The following is a 19,956-nucleotide window of genomic DNA, read 5'->3' as shown; positions in this document are numbered from 1 at the left end:
GGATCCTATGATCTTGTGGGCGCCCCCCCGCATCTGGAGGTGGCGCGGATTCTACGCCCTGAGCGGCTCAGGGCCCTGTTCATTGCCGGCTCATTCGCCGCGTTCCAGTCGGGCGATCTCCTCGGCACGGGCGGCCAGGATCAGCGCAGCGGCGCGCGCCTGATCCAGTCCTTCGATGCCGAAGTCCATGACCTCGTCGGCGGCCAGGTCGGACAGGTCCTCGCTGGTACGCACGCCGTGGCCGGCCAGCGCATATGCAGTGGCTTCGTCCATGCCCTTCAGGGACAGCAGGTCCTGCGCCGGCTGGCCGTCTTCAAGGCCTTCCTCGACTGCCAGGGCCTCATTGAGCAGCGCATCGCGGGCACGAGCGCGCAGCTCTTCGACGATGTCCTCGTCGAAACCTTCCACGGCCAGCAGTTCGCCGACCGGGACATATGCGATTTCCTCGACGGTGCCGAAGCCTTCGCTGACCAGGATGCCGGCGATTTCCTCGTCCACTTCCAGTTTGTCCATGAACAGCTGGCGGGCGGCAGCCTGCTCGGCCTCCGACTTGGCAGTGACCTGGTCCTGGGTCATCACGTTGAGCTGCCAGCCGGTCAGGCGGCTGGCCAGGCGCACGTTCTGGCCGCCCTTGCCGATCGCCTGGGCCAGGCGGTCTTCGGCAACGGCCAGGTCCATCGAGTGCTTGTCCTCATCGACGATGATCGACTGCACTTCGGCCGGAGCCATCGCGTTGATGACGAAGTTGGCCGGGTTGTCGTTCCACAGCACGATGTCCACGCGCTCGCCATTGAGCTCGTTGGACACGGCCTGCACGCGCGAACCGCGCATGCCGATGCAGGCACCGATCGGATCGGTGCGCTGGTCGTGGGCCAGCACGGCGATCTTGGCGCGGTCGCCCGGATCGCGGGCGCAGGCCTTGATTTCCACCAGGCCCTGGCCGACTTCCGGCACTTCCAGCTTGAACAGCTCGATCATGAACTCCGGCGCGGCGCGGCTGATGAACAGCTGCGGGCCACGCGGCTCCGAGCGCACTTCGGCCAGGTAGCCGCGCACGCGGTCGCCGGCACGCAGCACGTCGCGCGGAATGCCCTTGTCCTTCGGAATGAAGCCTTCGGCATTGCCACCGAGGTCGACGTAGATGTTGCCGCGCTCGGCGCGCTTGACCACACCGGTGATCAGCTCACCCACGCGATCCTTCCATGCATCCACGACCTGCTGGCGCTCGGCTTCGCGCACGCGCTGGACGATGACCTGCTTGGCGGCCTGGGCAGCGATGCGGCCGAAGTCCGGGTTCTCGATCTGCTCTTCGATGTAGTCGCCGACCTCGACGCCTTCGGCCTCGTCGACGGCGTCCATCAGGCGGATCTGGCGATCCGGCGATTCCATCACCACGTCATCGGCCACCACTTCCCAGCGGCGGAAGGTTTCGTAGCTGCCATCCTTGTGGTCGATGACCACGCGGGTCAGCACTTCCTCCTCGGGATAGCGCTTCTTCGCTGCCGAGGCCAGGGCGGCCTCGATGGCATCGAAGATCACTTCACGCGGCACGCCCTTCTCGTTGGCGACTGCGTCGACTACCAGCAACAGTTCCTTGCTCATTGGCTCACTCCGCGCGCGGCTTCTTTGCCGCCGGCTCGTTGGAAGAAGAATTCGTGTTCGGCTTCGGACGCTTCGGCGCCGGACCGGTCGGCTTGCTCGGGGCCAGCCCCAGCGCCACCCAGTCGGGCATGATCCGTGCCTTGTCGATGTTGTCGGCCGACACGACCACTTCAGCCTTGTCGACGATGAAGGTGATGGTGCCCGCAGCCTCGTCGATCGCTTCGATGCGGCCCTGCAGGCGACGACGGTTGTCCTGCGGCAGCTTCAGCGTGACCTTGGCCGATTCACCCTGGTGGCGACCGAACTGCTCCAGGTTGAACAGCGGGCGGTCCACGCCCGGCGAGGACACTTCCAGCGTGTAGTTGCCGCTGATCGGGTCTTCGACGTCCAGCTGCGCCGAGACTTCGCGGCTGACCCGCTCGCAGTCGTCGACATTGATGATGCGCTCGGGCTGTTCAGCCAGCGGCACGTCGATGTAAAGGCGCAGGGTCGCACCGCCGGGGGCCGGCAGATACTCAACGCCCAGCAGCTCCAGGCCCAGCGACACAACGGTCGGGGCGAGCAGATTCGCGATGTCGGTTGCCTTGTCGCTCACAGCCTGCCTTGATCTCTATGGTTGGGTGCCGGCCTTGGCCGGCGTGGAAACATGACGCCCCGGAAACGACAAAGGGCCCGTTGGGCCCCTTTTCCGGAAAGACTCCGGTGACTGGATTCCGGTTGCAACCTGCATTGCCTGCCGGTTGCGGCCCTCCTTCCGGGTCCGGACTCCCGCTGGGAGGCCGCCTTCAGGGGTACTGCTAGGCCGCTGATGATAGCGGCTGCACCGCGCTGGTGCAAGGTGCGGACCCGGGGTCAGACCCCTTTTCCACGGGAAAAGGGATCTGACCCCGATCACGCAGAAACGACGCAGACCCCAAAGAAAAACGCCCTCGAAGCAGCACTTCGAAGGCGATCTCCTTACTTGGTAGCGGGGGCAGGATTTGAACCTGCGACCTTCGGGTTATGAGCCCGACGAGCTGCCAGACTGCTCCACCCCGCATCAGAAGCGGAATTATGAGCGGTTGCTCCAAAAACTGCAAGCTTCCCCTCATTCATCAAATCGGTTGGCGCCGATCCGAAGTTGGTAGCGGGGGCAGGATTTGAACCTGCGACCTTCGGGTTATGAGCCCGACGAGCTGCCAGACTGCTCCACCCCGCACCGGAAGTGTTTGAACTGCTGCCCTGCTCTTTCGAGGAAGGCTACCGCAACGATGTTCTGGCTGAACCGCTGCAGTGACAACTCAGGCTGCGCATATTACACGAATCGCGCAGCTTTGTGTCAACTTTTATGCAAGATGCGCAAATGCCTGCTGGCACCAGACCATGATCGGGTTCCAGGCCAGGCCCAAGGCCAGCAGCGCCAGGGCATTGACACCCAGCACCACACCCAGCACGCGGTCGTTGTTGCGCGGCATGGCCTCGCCCACCGGCTCATCGAAGTACATGACCTTGATGACGCGCAGGTAGTAGAAGCAGCCGACCACGGCGCACAGCACGCCCAGGATGGCCAGCCACAGCAGGCCGCCGTTGACGGCCGCGCCCAGCACCGCCAGCTTGGTCCAGAAGCCCAGGAACGGCGGGATGCCGGCCAGCGACGCCATGATGCACAGCACCAGGCCGGCCATCCACGGGTTGCGGGCATTGAGGCCCTTGAAGTCCTCGATGTTCTCGGCTTCAAAGCCGGCACGCGACAGCGCGATGATCGCGCCGAAGGCGGCGGTCGACATGATGGCGTAGGCCAGTGCGTAGAACAGCGCAGCGGCATAGCCCTGTGCGCCACCACCGGCGATGCCCATCAGCAGGAAGCCGATGTGCGAGACGGTGGAGAACGCCAGCATGCGCTTGAGATTGCTCTGCGCGATGGCCATCAGGTTGCCGATGACCAGCGAGACTGCGGCCAGGCCGGCGATCAGCAGCTGCAGTTCGGTCGACAGCGGACCCACGCCCATTTCCAGCAGGCGGTAGGCCATGCCGAAGGCGGCCAGCTTCGGCGCCGAGCTGATGAACAGTGCGATCGGTGCCGGGGCACCCTGGTACACGTCCGGCAGCCACATGTGGAACGGTGCGGCACCCAGCTTGAAGGCGACGCCGGCGATCATGAACACCGCACCGGTGATCAGCAGCACGCGCTCTTCCGAGTGCGGGATGGCGTCACGGATGACGTCCAGGTGCAGGCTGCCGGTAGCGCCGTAGATCAGCGACATGCCGTACAGCAGCAGGCCAGAGGCCAGCGAGCCGAGCACGATGTACTTCATCGCCGCTTCCGAGGCCAGGCCGTTTTCGCGGTTGCTGGCGACCAGGGCGTAGGAGCACAGCGCCAGCAGTTCCAGGCCCAGGTAGACCATCAGCAGGCTGCCGGCCGACACCAGGATCATCATGCCGGCGGTGCCGAACAGGATCAGCACCGGGATCTCGCCCTGGAACAGGTTGCGGTCACGCAGGTAACGCCAGCCGTAGACCAGGGTCAGGCCGCTGAGCAGCACGATCCCGGTCTTCATCACGTCCGCGGCGGTATCGCGCACGAACATGCCATGGAAGACCTCGCCCTGCCCGCCCACGCCGGTGACCAGCATGAACAGCACCACGGCCAGCGCAGCGAGCGAGAACAGGTGGGTGACGATCTTGTTCCGGTTGCTGACGAACAGGTCGAGGATCATCAGGGCGAAGGCGCTGCCGATCAGCACCAGCTCGGGAGCGAGCGGTGGCAGGTCAGCGGCGGTCAATGGCAGCAGCGGCGAGGTGGTCATCATCAAATCCTGGAATTACAGCAGCTTGCTGGATGCGATCTGCATCGCCAGCTTCGCGATCGAGGGCTCCATCAGGTCGGTCAGCGGCTTGGGATAGATGCCCAGGGCCAGCACGCCGATGGCGAACACGCCCAGCACCAGCCATTCGCGGCCGTTGATGTCCTTCAGTTCGGCAACATGGCTGTTGGCCACTTCACCGAAGAAGATGCGCTTGTACAGCCACAGGGTGTAGGCGGCGCCGATGATCAGGGTGGTGGCCGCGCCCAGCGCGATCCACGGATTGCGCTGGAAGGCCGACAGGATGACCATGAACTCGCCAACGAAACCGCTGGTACCGGGCAGGCCCGCGTTGGCCATGAAGAACAGCATGGCGAAGGTGGCGAACCACGGCATCACGTTGACCACGCCGCCGTAATCGGCGATGCGGCGGCTGTGCATGCGGTCGTACAGCACGCCGACACAGGAGAACATCGCGCCGGAGACGAAGCCGTGCGAGATCATCTGCACCATGGCGCCCTGCAGGCCCAGGCGGGCGGCATCGGCGTTGCCGGCTTCACGGACCAGCCACAGGGCAATGAAGGTGCCCAGGGTGACGAAGCCCATGTGCGCGATCGACGAATAGGCGATCAGCTTCTTCATGTCGTCCTGCACCAGGGCGACCAGGCCAACGTAGATCACTGCGATCAACGACAGCGCAATCACCAGCCAGGCCCATTCCTGCGACGCGTCCGGGACGATCGGCAGGTTGAAGCGCAGGAAGCCATAGCCACCGATCTTCAGGGCGATGGCGGCCAGGATCACCGAACCGGCGGTCGGCGCTTCCACGTGGGCGTCCGGCAGCCAGGTATGGACCGGGAACATCGGCACCTTGACCGCGAAGGCGATCAGGAACGCGAAGAAGATCCAGGTCTGTTCCTTGGCCGACAGTGGCAGTGCATACAGGTCGGCCAGCTGGAAGCTGCCGCCCTTCATGTACAGGTAGATCAGTGCCACCAGCATCAGCACCGAGCCGAGGAAGGTGTACAGGAAGAACTTCAGCGCAGCGTAGATGCGACGCGGGCCGCCCCAGACACCGATGATCAGGAACATCGGGATCAGCATCGCCTCGAAGAACACGTAGAACAGCATCGCGTCCGTCGCCGCGAAGATACCGACCGTGACGCCTTCCAGGATCAGGAAAGCCGCCACGTACTGGTTCACGCGCTTGTCGATGGCGCTCCAGGCGCCGATCAGGGCAAGCACGCTGACCAGGGTAGTCAGCAAGATCAGCGCCACGGCAATGCCGTCCACGCCCAGGTTGTAGCCGATCTTGTACGCCGGGATCCAGGCATGGGTCTCGACGAACTGCAGACCGTCGATGCCCGCGTTGTAGCCGCTCAGCAGCGAGAGGCTCGCCACGAACGTCAGCACCGCTACGCCCAGCGACGCCCAGCGGGCGGTCTGCGCATCACGGATCGCAAGGATCAGGGCGCCACCGATGATCGGCAGCCAGATGAGGACACTGAGTAGAGGCCAGTTCGACACGTCTTCTTATTCCGTACAGGTCATCAACGCAGGTAATGCATCAGCACGCCCAGCAGGGCAATCAGGCCGATGATCATCGCGAAGGCGTAGTGATAGAGGAAACCGGATTGGGTACGACGCAGCACGCCGGCTGCAACGTCCACAACACGTGCCGAGAGATTGACCACGCCGTCGACGATGTTGCTGTCGATCCAGCGCGAGACCTTGCCCAGCTTGACGCTGCCACCGGCAAAGCCATCGATCCACAGCTTGTCGAAGCCGTACTTGTTTTCCAGCACCGACACCAGCGGAGCGAACGTCTTGCGCGCCTTGCCCGACAGGTCCGGCTTCCACAGGTAGAACAGTGCGGCCAGCAGGAAGCCCGCAACGGTCAGCATGAACGCCGGAGCCATCATGCCGTGCAGCGCGAAGGCGACCGGGCCGTGGAACTCCTCACCCAGGAAGCCGATGGTGTTCTTGGCCGGATCGTAGAAGTCGACGATTCCGGTGAAGAACGTATGCGCCTGGCCCTTGATGGCATAGTGGGCATGATGGCCGGCCCAGTCGGTGCCGTACAGCATCGGACCGATGCTGAAGAAACCGATGGCGATCGACGGGATGGCCAGCAGGATCAGCGGCAAGGTCACCACCCACGGGGTTTCGTGCGGCTCATGCGGACCGTGGCCATGGCCGTGGTCATCGTGATGCGCATCGCCGTGGTGGGCGTCGGCGGCGTGGTGAGCGTCATGGGCGTGACCATGATCGTCATGATGCACGTCGCGGAAACGCTCCTTGCCGTGGAAGGTCAGGAACAGCAGGCGGAAGCTGTAGAAGCTGGTGACGATCACGCCACCCAGCACTGCCCAGTAGCCGTAGGTGGCCACCCAGTTGTCGGACAGGTGCGCGTGCAGCTCGGCGGCCTCGATGATGGTGTCCTTCGAGTAGAAGCCGGAGAAGAACGGCGTACCCACCAGTGCCAGCGTACCGATCCACATGGTGATGAAGGTGATCGGCATGTACTTGCGCAGGCCACCCATCTTGCGCATGTCCTGCTCGTGGTGCATGGCAATGATGACCGAGCCGGCACCCAGGAACAGCAGCGCCTTGAAGAAGGCGTGGGTCATCAGGTGGAACACGGCTGCCGAGTAGGCCGACACGCCCAGTGCAACCGTCATGTAGCCCAGCTGCGACAGCGTGGAGTACGCGACGACGCGCTTGATGTCGTTCTGCACGATACCGATCAGGCCGGTGAAGAACGCGGTGGTGGCACCGATGAACAGCACGAAGTTCAGCGCGGTCTGCGACAGCTCGAACAGCGGCGACATGCGGGTGACCATGAAGATACCGGCGGTCACCATCGTCGCGGCGTGGATCAGTGCCGAGATCGGGGTCGGGCCTTCCATCGAGTCGGGCAGCCACACGTGCAGCGGGACCTGGGCCGACTTGCCCATGGCACCAATGAACAGGCAGATGCAGATGACGGTAGCGATCGACCAGATCACCGGCTCGTTGAGCAGCTGCATGCCCAGGATCGTGCCGTCCCAGATCTGCAGCTGGGCGCGCGGATCAGCCAGCATGCCGGCCTGCGAGAACACCTGCGAGTAGTCCAGGGTGCCGAACACCCACAGCACGCCGGCGATGCCGAGCAGGAAGCCGAAGTCACCGACGCGGTTGACCAGGAACGCCTTCATGTTGGCGAAGATCGCGGTCGGGCGCTTGAACCAGAAGCCGATCAGCAGGTACGACACCAGGCCCACCGCTTCCCAGCCGAAGAACAGCTGCAGGAAGTTGTTGCTCATCACCAGGGTGAGCATCGAGAAGGTGAACAGCGAGATGTAGCTGAAGAACCGCTGGTAGCCCGGATCGTCCTGCATGTAGCCGATCGTGTAGATGTGGACCAGCAGCGACACGAAGGTCACCACCACCATCATCATCGCGGTCAGCTTGTCGACCATGAAGCCGACGTGGGCCGAGTACTGGCCGACTTCGAAGAACGTGTAGATGTTCTGGTTGAACGGCTGTGCGCCGCCCCACAGCAGCTGGTAGAGCGTGTACATCGACAGGCCGCAGGCCACCGCGACGCCAAGGATGGTGATGGTCTGCGCGCCGAAGCGCTTGACCTGGCGACCGAACAGGCCGGCGATGATGCTGCCGAACAGCGGCGCAAGCACCACTGCGATCAACAGACTCTTGGAGAGAGTGATTTCCATCTGTGGATCAGCCCTTCAACGAATCGACTTCGCCGACATTGATCGTGCGGCGGGTACGGAACAGGGTCACCAGGATCGCCAGGCCGATGGCGGCTTCCGCGGCGGCGACGGTCAGGATGAAGAACACGAACAGCTGGCCGGACGGGTCGCCCAGCTGGCGCGAGAAGCCGACGAAGTTGATGTTCACCGACAGCAGCATCAGTTCGATCGACATCAGCAGGACGATGACGTTCTTCCGGTTGAGGAAGATGCCGGCCAGGCTGATGGCGAACAGCACCGCGCCAAGCGCAAGGATGTGGCCAAGGGTAATCACGGCTGGGTCTCCTCGCCGGTGGCCGGCTTGCTGTTGCTGTGCACGACCGGTGCTTCGGCACCCATCTTGACCATGCGCAGGCGCTGGCCGGCCTTGACCATGGTCTGCTCGCCCGGGTTCTGGCTCTTGACGCCGGTACGACGGCGCAGGGTCAGCATGACGGCGGCAACCACGGCCACGGTCAGGATGACGGCGGCGAACTCGAACGGCAGCAGGTACTCGGTGAACAGCGTGCGTGCCAGCCAGGTGATGTTGGAACTGTCGGCGGCGACCGCAGCGGCGTTGTCGGCCGGGAACGGCGTGACCGAGCGTGCCTTGACGCCGATCAGGATCAGCATCTGCGCCAGCATCGCCACCGCGACGATGAGGCCGACCGGCAGGTAGCGCACCCAGCCCTCACGCAGCTTGGTGGGGTCGATGTCCAGCATCATCACCACGAACAGGAACAGCACCATCACCGCGCCTACGTAGACCAGCACCAGGGCCACGCCGAGGAACTCGGCCCCCACCAGCAGCCACACGCAGGCAATGGAGAAGAAGGTCAGCACCAGGCAGAGCACGGCGTGAACCGGGTTGCGCACGCTGATCACCGCACCGGCCGAAACCGTTGCCGCGATGGCGAACACCCAGAAAGCGATATTTACCCAATCCATCTCTCGACCTCAGCGGTAAGCGGCATCGGCGGCACGACGCTCGGCGATCTCGGACTCGAGACGGTCGCCAAGGGCCAGCAGCTGCGGCTTGGTAACGATGTTTTCGCCACGGTTCTCGAAGTGGTACTCGAGGATGTGGGTTTCGACGATCGAGTCCACCGGGCAGCTTTCTTCGCAGAAGCCGCAGAAGATGCACTTGAACAGGTCGATGTCGTAGCGGGTGGTGCGGCGGGTGCCGTCCTCGCGCTTGGCCGAGTCGATGGTGATGGCCAGCGCCGGGCACACCGCTTCACACAGCTTGCAGGCAATGCAGCGCTCTTCGCCGTTGGGATAACGGCGCAGGGCGTGCAGGCCACGGAAGCGCGGCGACTGCGGGAACTTCTCCATCGGGTACATCATCGTGTACTTCGGCTTGAAGCTGTACTTCAGCGTCAGCCAGAGGCCGGCCAGCAGTTCGAGCAGCAGCAGGCTCTTGAAGTAATGGGTAATCCTGTTCATCACTTAGACGCCCTTTTGAATCACGCCGAAGAACACCATGACGGCGGTAACCGCGATCCACAGAATGGCCAGCGGGATGAAGACCTTCCAGCCCAGGCGCATGATCTGGTCATAGCGGAAGCGCGGGAAGCTGGCACGGAACCAGATGTAGGCACTGGCGAAGAAGAACACCTTGACGAACAGCCACGGTGCACCGCCCTTCCAGATCCAGTCGACCAGCGGCGAGACGTTACCCAGATCAAGCCAGCCCTGGACCGGGCTCAGCCAGCCGCCGAGGAAGAAGATCGAGATCAGGAAGCTGATCAGGATCATGTTCGCGTATTCGGCCAGGAAGAACAGGGCGAACGCACCGCCGGAGTACTCGACCATGTGGCCGGCAACGATTTCCGATTCGCCTTCCACCACGTCGAACGGCGCGCGGTTGGTTTCAGCCACGCCCGACACCCAGTAGATGACGAACAGCGGGAACAGCGGCAGCAGGAACCAGTCGAAGAAGCCGGAACTGCCGGCCTGCGCAGCGACGATGTTGCTCAGGTTCAGGCTGCCCGAGGCGATCATCACGCCGACCAGGGCGAAGCCCATGGCGATTTCGTAGCTGATCATCTGCGCCGAGGCGCGCATCGCACCCAGGAACGCGTACTTCGAGTTGGACGCCCAACCGGCCAGGATGATGCCGTAGATGCCCAGCGAGGTCATCGCCAGCAGGTACAGCAGGCCGGCGTTGGCATTGGACAGCACGATCTGCGAATCGAAGGGCACCACCGACCAGGCCGCGAAGGCCGGGGCCAGGGTGATCAGCGGGGCCAGCAGATAGATCGCCTTGTTGGCGCTGCTCGGCTGGACCACTTCCTTGAAGAGCAGCTTGAAGACGTCGGCGAAGGCCTGGAAGATGCCCATGCCCACGTACATCGGGCCGTGGCGGACGTGCATCCAGCCGATCAGCTTGCGTTCCCAGACCACGTAGAAGGCCACCGAGATGATCACCGGCACGGCGATCACCAGGATCTTCAGGATGATCCAGATCAGCGCGCCGATGTCACCGAGGCCCAGCAGCCACTGGTGCAGCGGGTCGACCGCGTTCAACAGCAATTCGTTCATGCAGCCACCACCGATACGCGAGCGGCACCCAGCGGCGCGGTCGCGCCGTGGCCCGATTCAATCCAGACCGAACCCGCAGCGACGCGGGCGTCGACCACCACCGGCAGGGTGGCCTTGCCGGCGTCGGTGCCGACCTTGGCCATCTGCCCTTCCTGCAGCTGCAGGCGAGCGGCATCTTCTGCGTTCAGCACGATGCGCGGGGCGTTGTTGAGCGGATGCGACTGCAGTGCCGGCGCGCGACGGACCACCGCATCGGTGCGGTAGATCGCGGCGGTCGAAGCCACTTCCAGGCCTTCACCGGCAACTGCCGGCTGCGCCGAAGCAGCGACGGTGACCGACACCGGGGCCAGGCTGGCACGCAGGCCGGCCAGGTCGGTGAAGTCGAAACCGGCCAGGGCCATGTCGCCGCCCAGTGCGCGCAGCACGCGCCAGCCTTCGCGGGCCTCGCCCGGCAGCTTGCCGCCGGCACGGGCCGACTGCTCGCGACCATCGAGGTTGGTCAGGGTGGCATCGATTTCCGGCAGCGCACCGATCGGCAGGATCACGTCGGCAACGTCGCGGGTCGAGGCGCAGGCGAACTGGCTGAAGGCCACCACCTGGGCACCGGCCAGCGCCTTGCGGGCGGCCGGGGCGTCGGCGAAGTCCAGGCCCGGCTCAAGGCCGTACACCACGTAGGCCTGGCGCGGCTGCGCCAGCATCGCGGCGACGTCCTTGCCAGCCGGCAGCACGCCGGCGCGGGTCAGGCCAACGGCGTTGGCGCCCTGCGGGATGCGGCACAGCTTGGCACCGGTAGCGGCAGCGAAGTCACGCGCGGCAGCGCGGATCGCGGCAGCCTGCGGGTGGTTCTCGGCGATGCCACCAACGATCAGCACGGTGTTGTTGCCGCCCTGCACTGCCGAACGCAGCTCGGCGTTGGCCAGCGCGTCGACGAACTTCGACGGGGCAACGATCTGCTTGCCGGCGACACTGAAGGCGAAGTCGAAGTCCACCGGATTGACGACGTGGATCTTCGCGCCCTTGGTGGTCTGCGCCTTGCGCAGGCGAGCGTGCAGCAGCGGCAGTTCGTGGCGGATGTTGCTGCCCAGGACCACGATGCGGTCGGCGCCCTCGATCTCGGCCAGCGGCAGGCCGAACACTTCGGCGGTTGCGGCGTCGGAGAAATCGCGGTTGTTGATGCGGTGGTCGATGTTGCCCGAGCCCAGGCCCTTGGCCAGGCGGGCCAGCAGTGCGCCTTCCTCGTTCGAGGTCGACGGGTGCACCAGCACGCCCAGGTTGTCGCCCTGGTTGGCCTTGAGGATTTCGGCGGCCGCGGCCAGGCCTTCGGCCCAGCTCACTTCCTTCCACTCGCCGTTGACCTTGCGCAGCGGCTTGACCGCACGGTCTTCGCTGTACAGGCCCTGGTGCGAGTAGCGGTCACGGTCGGACAGCCAGCACTCGTTCACGGCTTCGTTGTCGCGCGGCACGGTGCGCAGCACTTCGCCGCGACGCACGTGCAGGAACAGGTTCGAACCCATCGCGTCGTGATAGCCCAGCGACTCACGCGCGGTCAGTTCCCACGGGCGGGCGCGGAACTGGAACACCTTGTTGGTCAGCGCGCCGACCGGGCAGACGTCGACGACGTTGCCGGACAGCTCGGTGGTCAGCGGCTTGCCGTCGAAGGTACCGATCTGCAGGTTCTCACCGCGGTACATGCCACCCAGTTCGTAGGTACCGGCAACGTCGGCGGTGAAGCGGACGCAGCGGGTGCACTGGATGCAGCGGGTCATCTCGGTGGCGACCAGCGGACCCATGTCCTCGTCAGGCACCACGCGCTTGCGCTCGTTGAAGCGGCTGACCGAACGGCCATAGCCCAGCGACACGTCCTGCAGCTCGCACTCGCCGCCCTGATCGCAGATCGGGCAGTCCAGCGGGTGGTTGATGAGCAGGAACTCCATCACCGAGCGCTGGAACTTCAGCGCCTTCTCGCTGCGGGTGGCGACCTTCATGCCGTCCATTACCGGGGTGGCACAGGCCGGCGCCGGCTTCGGCGACTTCTCCACGTCCACCAGGCACATGCGGCAGTTGGCGGCGATCGGCAGCTTCTCGTGATAGCAGAAGCGCGGAATGGAGATGCCGGCCTTGTCAGCGGCCTGGATGATCATCGAGCCCTTGGGCACGACCAGCGACTTGCCATCGATCTCGATGGTGACGTGATCGGGTGGGACGCTCGGATTTACGGGTTGCGCGCTCATGCAGCGGCTGCCTCCACCTTCTTGCCGTCAACCATCGAATGACCGTTGACGATGTAGTACTCGAACTCGTCCCAGAACTGGCGCAGGAAGCCCTGGATGGGCCATGCAGCCGCTTCGCCGAACGCACAGATGGTGTGGCCTTCGATCTGGCCGGCCACTGCCTTCAGCTGGTGCAGGTCTTCCATCGTGGCCTTGCCGGCGACGATGCGCTCCAGCACGCGGTGCATCCAGCCGGTGCCTTCACGGCAGGGGGTGCACTGGCCGCAGGATTCCTTGTGGAAGAACTGGCTGATGCGGCAGGCGAACTTGACGCAGCAGACGCTGTCGTCGAGCACGACGATCGCGCCCGAACCCAGGCCGGAGCCCAGTGCGCGGATGGTGTCGTAGTCCATCGGCAGGCCCTTCAGTTCGGCCGCGGTCAGCACCGGCATCGACACGCCGCCCGGGATCGCGCCCTTGAGCTTGCGGCCCGGACGCAGGCCACCGGCCATCTCCAGCAGGTCATCGAAGGTGGTGCCCAGCGGCACTTCGAAGTTGCCGCCGTTCTGCACGCAGCCGGACACCGAGAAGCACTTCGGGCCGCCGTTGGCGGTCAGGCTCAGGCCCTTGAACCACTCCGGGCCGTTGCGGATGATTGCCGGCACCGAGCCATAGGTTTCGGTGTTGTTGATCGTCGACGGCTTGCCGTACAGGCCGAAGTTGGCCGGGAACGGCGGCTTGTAGCGCGGCTGGCCCTTCTTGCCTTCCAGCGATTCCATCAGCGCGGTTTCTTCGCCGCAGATGTACGCGCCAGCGCCCAGCGCGCCGTAGATGTCGATGTCCACGCCGCTGCCGAGGATGTTCTTGCCCAGCCAGCCGTTCGCATAGGCGTCGGCCAGGGCCTGCTCGAAGTGCTCGAACGGCTCGTGGTGGAATTCACCGCGCAGGTAGTTGTAGCCCACGGTCGAACCGGTGGCGTAGCAGGCGATCGCCATGCCTTCCACGACCGAATGCGGGTTGTAGCGCAGGATGTCGCGATCCTTGCAGGTGCCCGGCTCGGATTCGTCCGAGTTGCAGAGGATGTACTTCTGCATGTTGCCCTTGGGCATGAACGACCACTTCAGGCCGGTCGGGAAGCCGGCGCCACCGCGGCCGCGCAGGCCCGAGGCCTTGACCATCTCGATGACCTGCTCCGGCGGGATCTTCTCTTCGAGGATCTTGCGCAGGGCAGCGTAGCCACCGGTCTTCAGGTAGCTTTCGTACGACCACGGGGTGTCGTAATGCAGGGTGGTATAGACCACCTGGTGCGGCAGCGGCGCGGGGCCGACCGGACCCTTGGATTCGTGGTGATGTGCCATGCCCTTACTCCAGCCCGTCCAGCAGCTCGTCGACCTTTTCCAGGGTCAGACGCTCATGGTAGTGACCGTTGATGACCATCATCGGCGCGCCACCGCAGCCGGCCAGGCACTCTTCCTCGCGCTTGAGATAGACGCGGCCGTCAGGGGTCGATTCACCGTGCTTGATGCCCAGCTTCTTCTCGCAATGGCGCACGATGTCCTCGGCGCCATTGAGCCAGCAGCTGATGTTGGTGCAGATGGCCACGTTGTTGCGGCCCACCTTCTCGGTCTCGAACATCGAGTAGAAGCTGGCGACCTCGTAGGCCCACACCGGCGGCAGGTCCAGGTACTTGGCCACGCCGGCGATCAGTTCGTCGGTCAGCCAGCCCTGGTTCTGCTCCTGGGCCGCATGCAGGCCCTGCAGCACGGCAGAGCGCTTGCGGTCCGGCGGGAACTTGGACAGCCAGTGATCGATGTGAGCGCGGGTCTTGTCGCTCAGCACCACCATCGGGTCGACGTCGCGCGCCGCCTCGAAATTACCTGTCGCCTTCATCGGCCGACCTCAGCGAAATGCATAACGTGAAATTCCAGAAACTGCGGCGCCGGCTTGCGCCGGCTGCCTGCAGCGGGCGTTGGCGTGGCGGACGGCATTACCGGTCAACCTCGCCGAACACCAGGTCGTAGGTGCCGATCATCGCCACCACGTCAGCCAGCATGTGGCCGCGCACGACCGAATCGATCGAGGACAGGTGGGCGAAGCCCGGCGCACGCAGGTGCACGCGGAACGGCTTGTTGGCGCCATCGGAGACCAGGTAGCAGCCGAATTCACCCTTCGGGGCTTCCACCGCCGAGTAGGTCTCGCCGGCCGGCACGCAGTAGCCTTCGCTGAACAGCTTGAAGTGGTGGATCAACGCTTCCATGTCGTCCTTCATGTCCTCGCGCCTGGGCGGAGCGACCTTGAAGTTCTTCACCATCACCGGGCCCGGGTTGGCCTTCAGCCACGCCACGCACTGCTTGATGATGCGGTTGGATTCGCGCATTTCGGCAACGCGGACCAGATAGCGGTCGTAGCAGTCGCCTTCCTTGCCCAGCGGGATGTCGAAATCGACGGCATCGTACTTGGCGTACGGACGCTTCTTGCGCAGGTCCCAGGCAATGCCCGAGCCGCGCAGCATCACGCCGGTCATGCCCCACTGGTGGGCCAGTTCGGGAGTGACCACGCCAATGCCGACGGTACGCTGCTTCCAGATACGGTTGTCGGTCAGCAGGGTTTCGTATTCGTCGATGCGCTTGGGGAACTCGACGGTGAAGTTCTCCAGGAAGTCCAGCAGAGAGCCTTCGCGCGAAGCATTGAGCTGCTTCAGCGCCTTGCCCTTGTGCCAGCGCGATTCCTTGTACTTCGGCATGTGGTCCGGCAGGTCGCGGTAGACACCGCCCGGACGGTAGTACGCCGCGTGCATGCGCGCGCCGGAAACCGCTTCGTAGCAGTCCATCAGCTCTTCGCGTTCGCGGAAGGCGTACAGCATCACCGCCATCGCGCCCAGGTCGAGCGCGTTGGAGCCCAGCCACATCAGGTGGTTGAGGATGCGGGTGATTTCATCGTACATGGTGCGGATGTACTGGGCACGCTCCGGCGCCTCGATACCCATCAGGGTCTCGATCGCGCGCACGTACGCGTGCTCGTTGCACATCATCGACACGTAATCCAGGCGATCCATGTAGCCGATCGACTGGTTGAACGGCTTGGACTCGGCCAGCTTCTCGGTACCACGGTGCAGCAGACCCACGTGCGGATCGGCGCGCATGATGGTTTCACCGTCCATTTCCAGGATCAGGCGCAGCACACCGTGAGCGGCCGGATGCTGCGGGCCGAAGTTCATGGTGTAGTTGCGGATTTCCTGCCGGCTCTCGGCGGCGTTGCTGGCGAATGCTTCGCCGGCCTGGTGTACGTGGCTCACTTCACTGCCTCCTGCGCGCGCTCACCTTCTGCGGTCTGCAGACGGGCGTCGTCGCGGATCACGCGCGGCACGCCGACGCGCGGCTCCACCGAGGTGACCGGTTCGTAGATCACGCGCTTCTTTTCTTCGTCGTAGCGGACTTCGACATTGCCGATCAGCGGGAAGTCCTTGCGGAACGGATGGCCGACGAAACCGTAGTCGGTCAGGATCCGGCGCAGGTCCGGGTGGCCTTCGAAGATCACGCCGTACAGGTCGAACGCCTCGCGCTCGAACCAGTTCAGGCCCGGCCAGATGCCGGTCAGCGAGGACACCACCGGCAGTGCTTCGTCAGGGGCGAAGCAGCGCAGGTGCATCATCAGGTTGTGCTGGTAGGAACGCAGCTGCGCGACCACCGCAAAGCGCTGGGTCGGCATGTGCTGCGGGCGGGCACCGTCGGCACCGTTTTCCTCGGTGGGGAACTCGCCCCACGCGAAGCGGCCCTGGGCCTTGCCTTCGACGCCTCGGCTGAAACCCTGCGAGGACACGTCAGCGGTGTCCCATTCGTCGGAGCCATAACCGAGGTAGTCGACGCCGCACAGATCCACGGCCTGCTCGAAACCAAACTCGTCACGCAGCGCCAGGGCGGTGGCGTGCCACTCGGCGGCAGGCACTTCCAGCGTCACTTCGCCGCGGGGTTCGACCACGATGACCTTCGCACCAGCGAAACGTGCGGAGAGTCGGTCGATGAAGGATGCTTGCTCTGCCATGGGGGCTTGGCGCGCTCTAGTCAGGTGAAGGGGTCAGCGGGCGATGGTCTGTGTACGCCAGATCTTCTTCTGCAGCTGCAGGATCCCGTACACCAGCGCCTCGGCGGTCGGCGGGCAGCCCGGGACGTAGACGTCCACCGGCACCACGCGATCACAGCCGCGCACCACAGAATAGGAGTAGTGGTAGTAGCCGCCACCGTTGGCGCAGCTACCCATCGAGATGACCCACTTCGGGTCCGGCATCTGGTCGTAGACCTTGCGCAGCGCCGGGGCCATCTTGTTGACCAGGGTGCCGGCCACGATCATCACGTCGGACTGACGCGGCGACGGGCGGAACACCACGCCGTAGCGGTCCAGGTCCAGGCGCGCGGCGCCGGCATGCATCATCTCGACCGCGCAGCAGGCCAGGCCGAAGGTCATCGGCCACATCGAGCCGGTGCGCGCCCAGTTCAGCAGTGCGTCGACGCTGGTGGTGACGAAGCCCTTTTCCAGCAGCGGGTTGTCGCCTTCCGGCCGCAGGATGTCATCAACCCGGCCTTCCGGCGACGGGTTGTTCATGAGGCCATCGAGAGTCTGAATCACTCCCATTCCAGCGCTCCCTTCTTCCAGACGTAAATGAAACCGAGGAACAGCATGCCGACGAACAGGCCCATGGTGACCAGCGAACGGGCGCCCAGTTCCATGAAGACCTGGGTCCACGGCACGATGAAGATGATTTCCAGGTCGAAGACGATGAACTGGATCGCGATCAGGTAGTAGCGCACGTCGAACTTCATGCGCGCGTCTTCGAAGGCTTCGAAGCCGCACTCATACGGCGACAGCTTTTCCAGATCGGGGCGGCGGGGACCGAGGAATCGACCAACCAGCATCAGCGTAACGCCGATACCGGTGGCAACGATCAGAAACAGCAGAGACGGCAAATATTCGGCCAGCACAGCGATTCTCTCTTGCCTCTGCCGCCGCGCCTGCAGGCGCTTTGGCATGGGGGAGTGGACGGGAACCTGCCTGGCGCCTTGCGCGCCAGACGAACCCGCTTTACTTACAAATGGTGCCCAAGAGGGGACTCGAACCCCTACGACTTGCGTCGCTACCACCTCAAGGTAGTGCGTCTACCAATTCCGCCACCTGGGCAAACGATCACATCAGACTATCTTTCCGATGCGCCGCGTATTGTAACCGGCTTCAGTCTTTCTGGGAGCCTTCTGAAGGCTTTTCTTCACCAGAAACCGAAGATTCCGCCTGAGCCGGCACATTCGCGGCCGGAACCTGGGCTGCCGGGACCGCATCGGCCTTCGGGACGGCCGGCAGCTCGCCCGCCGGAGCCGCCGGAGCAGCCGCTGCCGGGGCGGACATCAGACCCAGATCCTGGTCGGCTGCCGGACGGGTGCCGTGACCGGCATACCAGGCCATGAAGAGGCTGATGCCAAAGAACACGACAGCCAGCCACTTGGTCGACTTGGACAGGAAGTTCGAGGCGCCACGCGCACCGAACACCGTACCCGAGGCACCAGCACCAAAGCCCGAACCTGCCGCCGCACCCGAGCCACGCTGCATCAGGATCAGCGCGATCATGGCCACAGCGACCAGCACGTAGACGACATTGAGGATCAACATCAGCATTGGAAACCGCCCTCGGACAATACTTCTAGGATTAGTTCGCGGCCGCCGCCCGTGCGATGGCCAGGAAGTCCGCGGCCACCAGGGAGGCGCCGCCGACCAGCCCACCATCGACATCCGGCTGCGCGAACAGTTCCCCGGCATTGTCGGGCTTCACGCTACCGCCGTAAACAATGGGCAGTGAGTCGGCGATTCTAGCATCGATACGCGCGACTTCGCCACGGATGAACGCGTGCACCTGCTGCGCCTGCTCCTTGCTGGCGGTACGGCCGGTGCCGATGGCCCAGACCGGCTCGTAGGCGACCACGGCGTTGGCGAAACCGGCCGCACCGACCAGTTCCAGTACCGGCGCCAGCTGGCTGGCGATGACCGTTTCGGTCTGCCCGGCCTCTCGCTGTTCCAGGGTCTCGCCCACGCACAGCACCGGGACCAGGCCGGCATGCTGGGCAGCGGCGAACTTGCGCGCGACCAGCTCGCTGCTTTCATGGTGGTACTGGCGGCGCTCGGAATGGCCGACCAGGCCATAGCGGGCCCCGACCTCGACCAGCATGGCCGCGCAGACTTCGCCGGTGTAGGCGCCCTTCTCGTTGCTGCTCACGTCCTGTGCGCCAAAGGCCAGGCCGGTCGCGCCGAAGTCCTCGACCAGCTCGCCCAGGTACGGCAGCGGGGGCAGGATCACCACGTCCACGCCCTCCAGCGGCAGCCCGGCGGCCACCTGCCCCAGCAGTTCATTGGCGAATTGACGGCTGCCATGCAGCTTCCAGTTTCCGGCGACGATCTTGCGGCGCATGAGCGGGTGGCTCCTGTGTGAAGTCAGCCGGTCATGATACCCGTTGCGGCAAAAATCCGTTTCCTTGTAAGCGGTTACATGGATTTTCAGCCAACGGCGCAGCCCCTCGTGGCGGAGGGGGGGGGGCGGGGTTTGGGTGGTCGCGGAGAGCCCGGCTAGATCTGGGGCTTGGCCGGGCGGGTAGGACTGCGCAGGGGGCGCTGCAAGTACGTCCATGTAAGCTCGATCGCCGCATCCATGCGGCTCACGCCCCTGCGCAGCCCCACCCGCCCGGCCTCTGACACAGTCCGGCGGTTCCGCCCGCCACGGAAAGAAAAAAGAAGAACAAGAGCAAAGGCAAAAGCTGCATTCCGGGTTGATGCTGGCTGGACCAACCCCCTGCCCCACTTCGATCCGAGAGATCTCATCCACGCATGGCGTGGATCTACCGTGTCGACCAAGGTCGACACCTACCGAGAATCGGGATTTACCCACCGTCACCGGGAAACTGTCGGGGGTGGGGCGGTGTGAGTTGGCAGGACCGTTGGCGCCATGGATGGCGCCATCGAGCCCCCATGGGTGAGGGCGCTTTGCTTGCGAAGCACTGCTTCGCAAGCGCCCGAACGCACAGCCGCCAGCGGCTGGGCCGGTCTGGG

At 64.5% G+C, this 19,956-nt stretch carries 18 protein-coding genes and 3 tRNA genes; all 21 read right to left on the bottom strand.

What is annotated here, in order from left to right:
- Positions 1 to 90: 90 nt before the first annotated feature.
- The 21 genes from nusA to tpiA all read right to left on the bottom strand — a co-directional run bounded on the left by nusA (position 91) and on the right by tpiA (position 19,321).
- Positions 91 to 1,602 (bottom strand): transcription termination factor NusA, encoded by a 1,512-nt coding sequence (gene nusA, locus ACM0O9_RS01990; RefSeq protein WP_005417911.1) that lies wholly within the window; start codon positions 1,600 to 1,602, stop codon positions 91 to 93.
- Positions 1,603 to 1,606: 4 nt separating this feature from the next.
- Positions 1,607 to 2,197 carry a ribosome maturation factor RimP gene (gene rimP, locus ACM0O9_RS01985; RefSeq protein WP_005417913.1) on the bottom strand — a complete coding sequence of 197 codons (591 nt, stop codon included), beginning with the start codon at positions 2,195 to 2,197 and terminating at the stop codon, positions 1,607 to 1,609.
- 367 nt (positions 2,198 to 2,564) lie between these two features.
- A tRNA-Met gene (locus tag ACM0O9_RS01980) sits at positions 2,565 to 2,641 on the bottom strand.
- 82 nt (positions 2,642 to 2,723) lie between these two features.
- Positions 2,724 to 2,800, bottom strand: a tRNA-Met gene (locus ACM0O9_RS01975).
- A 127-nt stretch (positions 2,801 to 2,927) separates the two neighbouring features.
- Entirely contained in the window at positions 2,928 to 4,388 is a 1,461-nt protein-coding gene (gene nuoN, locus ACM0O9_RS01970) for an NADH-quinone oxidoreductase subunit NuoN (protein WP_065179770.1), read from the bottom strand.
- A 15-nt stretch (positions 4,389 to 4,403) separates the two neighbouring features.
- A complete protein-coding gene (locus tag ACM0O9_RS01965) occupies positions 4,404 to 5,912 on the bottom strand; it encodes an NADH-quinone oxidoreductase subunit M (protein WP_005410452.1) in 1,509 nt (502 codons plus the stop codon).
- A gap of 23 nt (positions 5,913 to 5,935) precedes the next feature.
- Entirely contained in the window at positions 5,936 to 8,101 is a 2,166-nt protein-coding gene (gene nuoL, locus ACM0O9_RS01960; protein WP_414603974.1) for an NADH-quinone oxidoreductase subunit L, read from the bottom strand.
- Between the two features lie 7 nt (positions 8,102 to 8,108).
- Positions 8,109 to 8,414, bottom strand: a complete 306-nt coding sequence (gene nuoK, locus ACM0O9_RS01955) for an NADH-quinone oxidoreductase subunit NuoK (RefSeq protein WP_005417921.1) — start codon at positions 8,412 to 8,414, stop codon at positions 8,109 to 8,111.
- On the bottom strand, positions 8,411 to 9,067 hold the full coding sequence (locus ACM0O9_RS01950; protein WP_005417923.1) for an NADH-quinone oxidoreductase subunit J: 657 nt from the start codon (positions 9,065 to 9,067) through the stop codon (positions 8,411 to 8,413). Before ACM0O9_RS01950 ends, nuoK begins: the two co-directional genes overlap by 4 nt.
- A 9-nt stretch (positions 9,068 to 9,076) precedes the next feature.
- On the bottom strand, positions 9,077 to 9,565 hold the full coding sequence (gene nuoI / locus ACM0O9_RS01945; RefSeq protein ID WP_005417924.1) for an NADH-quinone oxidoreductase subunit NuoI: 489 nt from the start codon (positions 9,563 to 9,565) through the stop codon (positions 9,077 to 9,079).
- A 3-nt stretch (positions 9,566 to 9,568) separates the two neighbouring features.
- Positions 9,569 to 10,663 carry an NADH-quinone oxidoreductase subunit NuoH gene (gene nuoH, locus ACM0O9_RS01940; protein ID WP_005417931.1) on the bottom strand — a complete coding sequence of 365 codons (1,095 nt, stop codon included), beginning with the start codon at positions 10,661 to 10,663 and terminating at the stop codon, positions 9,569 to 9,571.
- On the bottom strand, positions 10,660 to 12,894 hold the full coding sequence (nuoG, locus tag ACM0O9_RS01935) for an NADH-quinone oxidoreductase subunit NuoG (RefSeq protein ID WP_053500857.1): 2,235 nt from the start codon (positions 12,892 to 12,894) through the stop codon (positions 10,660 to 10,662). The genes nuoH and nuoG overlap by 4 nt, the downstream gene beginning before the upstream one ends.
- Entirely contained in the window at positions 12,891 to 14,231 is a 1,341-nt protein-coding gene (nuoF, locus tag ACM0O9_RS01930; protein WP_005417934.1) for an NADH-quinone oxidoreductase subunit NuoF, read from the bottom strand. Before nuoF ends, nuoG begins: the two co-directional genes overlap by 4 nt.
- 4 nt (positions 14,232 to 14,235) lie before the next feature.
- Positions 14,236 to 14,763 carry an NADH-quinone oxidoreductase subunit NuoE gene (gene nuoE / locus ACM0O9_RS01925; protein WP_005410460.1) on the bottom strand — a complete coding sequence of 176 codons (528 nt, stop codon included), beginning with the start codon at positions 14,761 to 14,763 and terminating at the stop codon, positions 14,236 to 14,238.
- Between the two features lie 97 nt (positions 14,764 to 14,860).
- A complete protein-coding gene (locus ACM0O9_RS01920; RefSeq protein WP_005417935.1) occupies positions 14,861 to 16,168 on the bottom strand; it encodes an NADH-quinone oxidoreductase subunit D in 1,308 nt (435 codons plus the stop codon).
- A complete protein-coding gene (locus tag ACM0O9_RS01915) occupies positions 16,165 to 16,914 on the bottom strand; it encodes an NADH-quinone oxidoreductase subunit C (protein ID WP_005410462.1) in 750 nt (249 codons plus the stop codon). The genes ACM0O9_RS01920 and ACM0O9_RS01915 overlap by 4 nt, the downstream gene beginning before the upstream one ends.
- 33 nt (positions 16,915 to 16,947) lie before the next feature.
- A complete protein-coding gene (locus ACM0O9_RS01910) occupies positions 16,948 to 17,502 on the bottom strand; it encodes a NuoB/complex I 20 kDa subunit family protein (protein WP_005417936.1) in 555 nt (184 codons plus the stop codon).
- Complete coding sequence (locus ACM0O9_RS01905) at positions 17,493 to 17,849, bottom strand: NADH-quinone oxidoreductase subunit A (protein ID WP_005417937.1); 357 nt, start codon at positions 17,847 to 17,849, stop codon at positions 17,493 to 17,495. Before ACM0O9_RS01905 ends, ACM0O9_RS01910 begins: the two co-directional genes overlap by 10 nt.
- Before the next feature lie 111 nt (positions 17,850 to 17,960).
- Positions 17,961 to 18,045 (bottom strand) — tRNA-Leu (locus ACM0O9_RS01900).
- 51 nt (positions 18,046 to 18,096) lie between these two features.
- Entirely contained in the window at positions 18,097 to 18,534 is a 438-nt protein-coding gene (gene secG, locus ACM0O9_RS01895) for a preprotein translocase subunit SecG (protein ID WP_065179767.1), read from the bottom strand.
- Positions 18,535 to 18,565: 31 nt separating this feature from the next.
- Positions 18,566 to 19,321 (bottom strand): triose-phosphate isomerase, encoded by a 756-nt coding sequence (gene tpiA / locus ACM0O9_RS01890; RefSeq protein WP_005417939.1) that lies wholly within the window; start codon positions 19,319 to 19,321, stop codon positions 18,566 to 18,568.
- Positions 19,322 to 19,956: the final 635 nt, after the last annotated feature.

Origin of the sequence: Stenotrophomonas sp. FR012 (genome assembly GCF_047520565.2) — a bacterium.
GTDB lineage: Bacteria > Pseudomonadota > Gammaproteobacteria > Xanthomonadales > Xanthomonadaceae > Stenotrophomonas > Stenotrophomonas sepilia.
This window is presented reverse-complemented; position numbering and strand designations above follow the sequence as displayed.

What these genes read in the sequence shown, in the direction of transcription:
- ACM0O9_RS01910 (WP_005417936.1), bottom strand. Translation starts at nt 17,502, where the DNA reads ATGGGAGTGATTCAGACTCTCGATGGCCTCATGAACAACCCGTCGCCG.
- nusA (WP_005417911.1), bottom strand. Translation starts at nt 1,602, where the DNA reads ATGAGCAAGGAACTGTTGCTGGTAGTCGACGCAGTCGCCAACGAGAAG.
- nuoI (WP_005417924.1), bottom strand. Translation starts at nt 9,565, where the DNA reads ATGAACAGGATTACCCATTACTTCAAGAGCCTGCTGCTGCTCGAACTG.
- nuoH (WP_005417931.1), bottom strand. Translation starts at nt 10,663, where the DNA reads ATGAACGAATTGCTGTTGAACGCGGTCGACCCGCTGCACCAGTGGCTG.
- nuoF (WP_005417934.1), bottom strand. Translation starts at nt 14,231, where the DNA reads ATGGCACATCACCACGAATCCAAGGGTCCGGTCGGCCCCGCGCCGCTG.
- nuoL (WP_414603974.1), bottom strand. Translation starts at nt 8,101, where the DNA reads ATGGAAATCACTCTCTCCAAGAGTCTGTTGATCGCAGTGGTGCTTGCG.
- secG (WP_065179767.1), bottom strand. Translation starts at nt 18,534, where the DNA reads ATGCTGATGTTGATCCTCAATGTCGTCTACGTGCTGGTCGCTGTGGCC.
- nuoN (WP_065179770.1), bottom strand. Translation starts at nt 4,388, where the DNA reads ATGACCACCTCGCCGCTGCTGCCATTGACCGCCGCTGACCTGCCACCG.
- tpiA (WP_005417939.1), bottom strand. Translation starts at nt 19,321, where the DNA reads ATGCGCCGCAAGATCGTCGCCGGAAACTGGAAGCTGCATGGCAGCCGT.
- nuoE (WP_005410460.1), bottom strand. Translation starts at nt 14,763, where the DNA reads ATGAAGGCGACAGGTAATTTCGAGGCGGCGCGCGACGTCGACCCGATG.
- ACM0O9_RS01915 (WP_005410462.1), bottom strand. Translation starts at nt 16,914, where the DNA reads ATGGCAGAGCAAGCATCCTTCATCGACCGACTCTCCGCACGTTTCGCT.
- nuoG (WP_053500857.1), bottom strand. Translation starts at nt 12,894, where the DNA reads ATGAGCGCGCAACCCGTAAATCCGAGCGTCCCACCCGATCACGTCACC.
- ACM0O9_RS01950 (WP_005417923.1), bottom strand. Translation starts at nt 9,067, where the DNA reads ATGGATTGGGTAAATATCGCTTTCTGGGTGTTCGCCATCGCGGCAACG.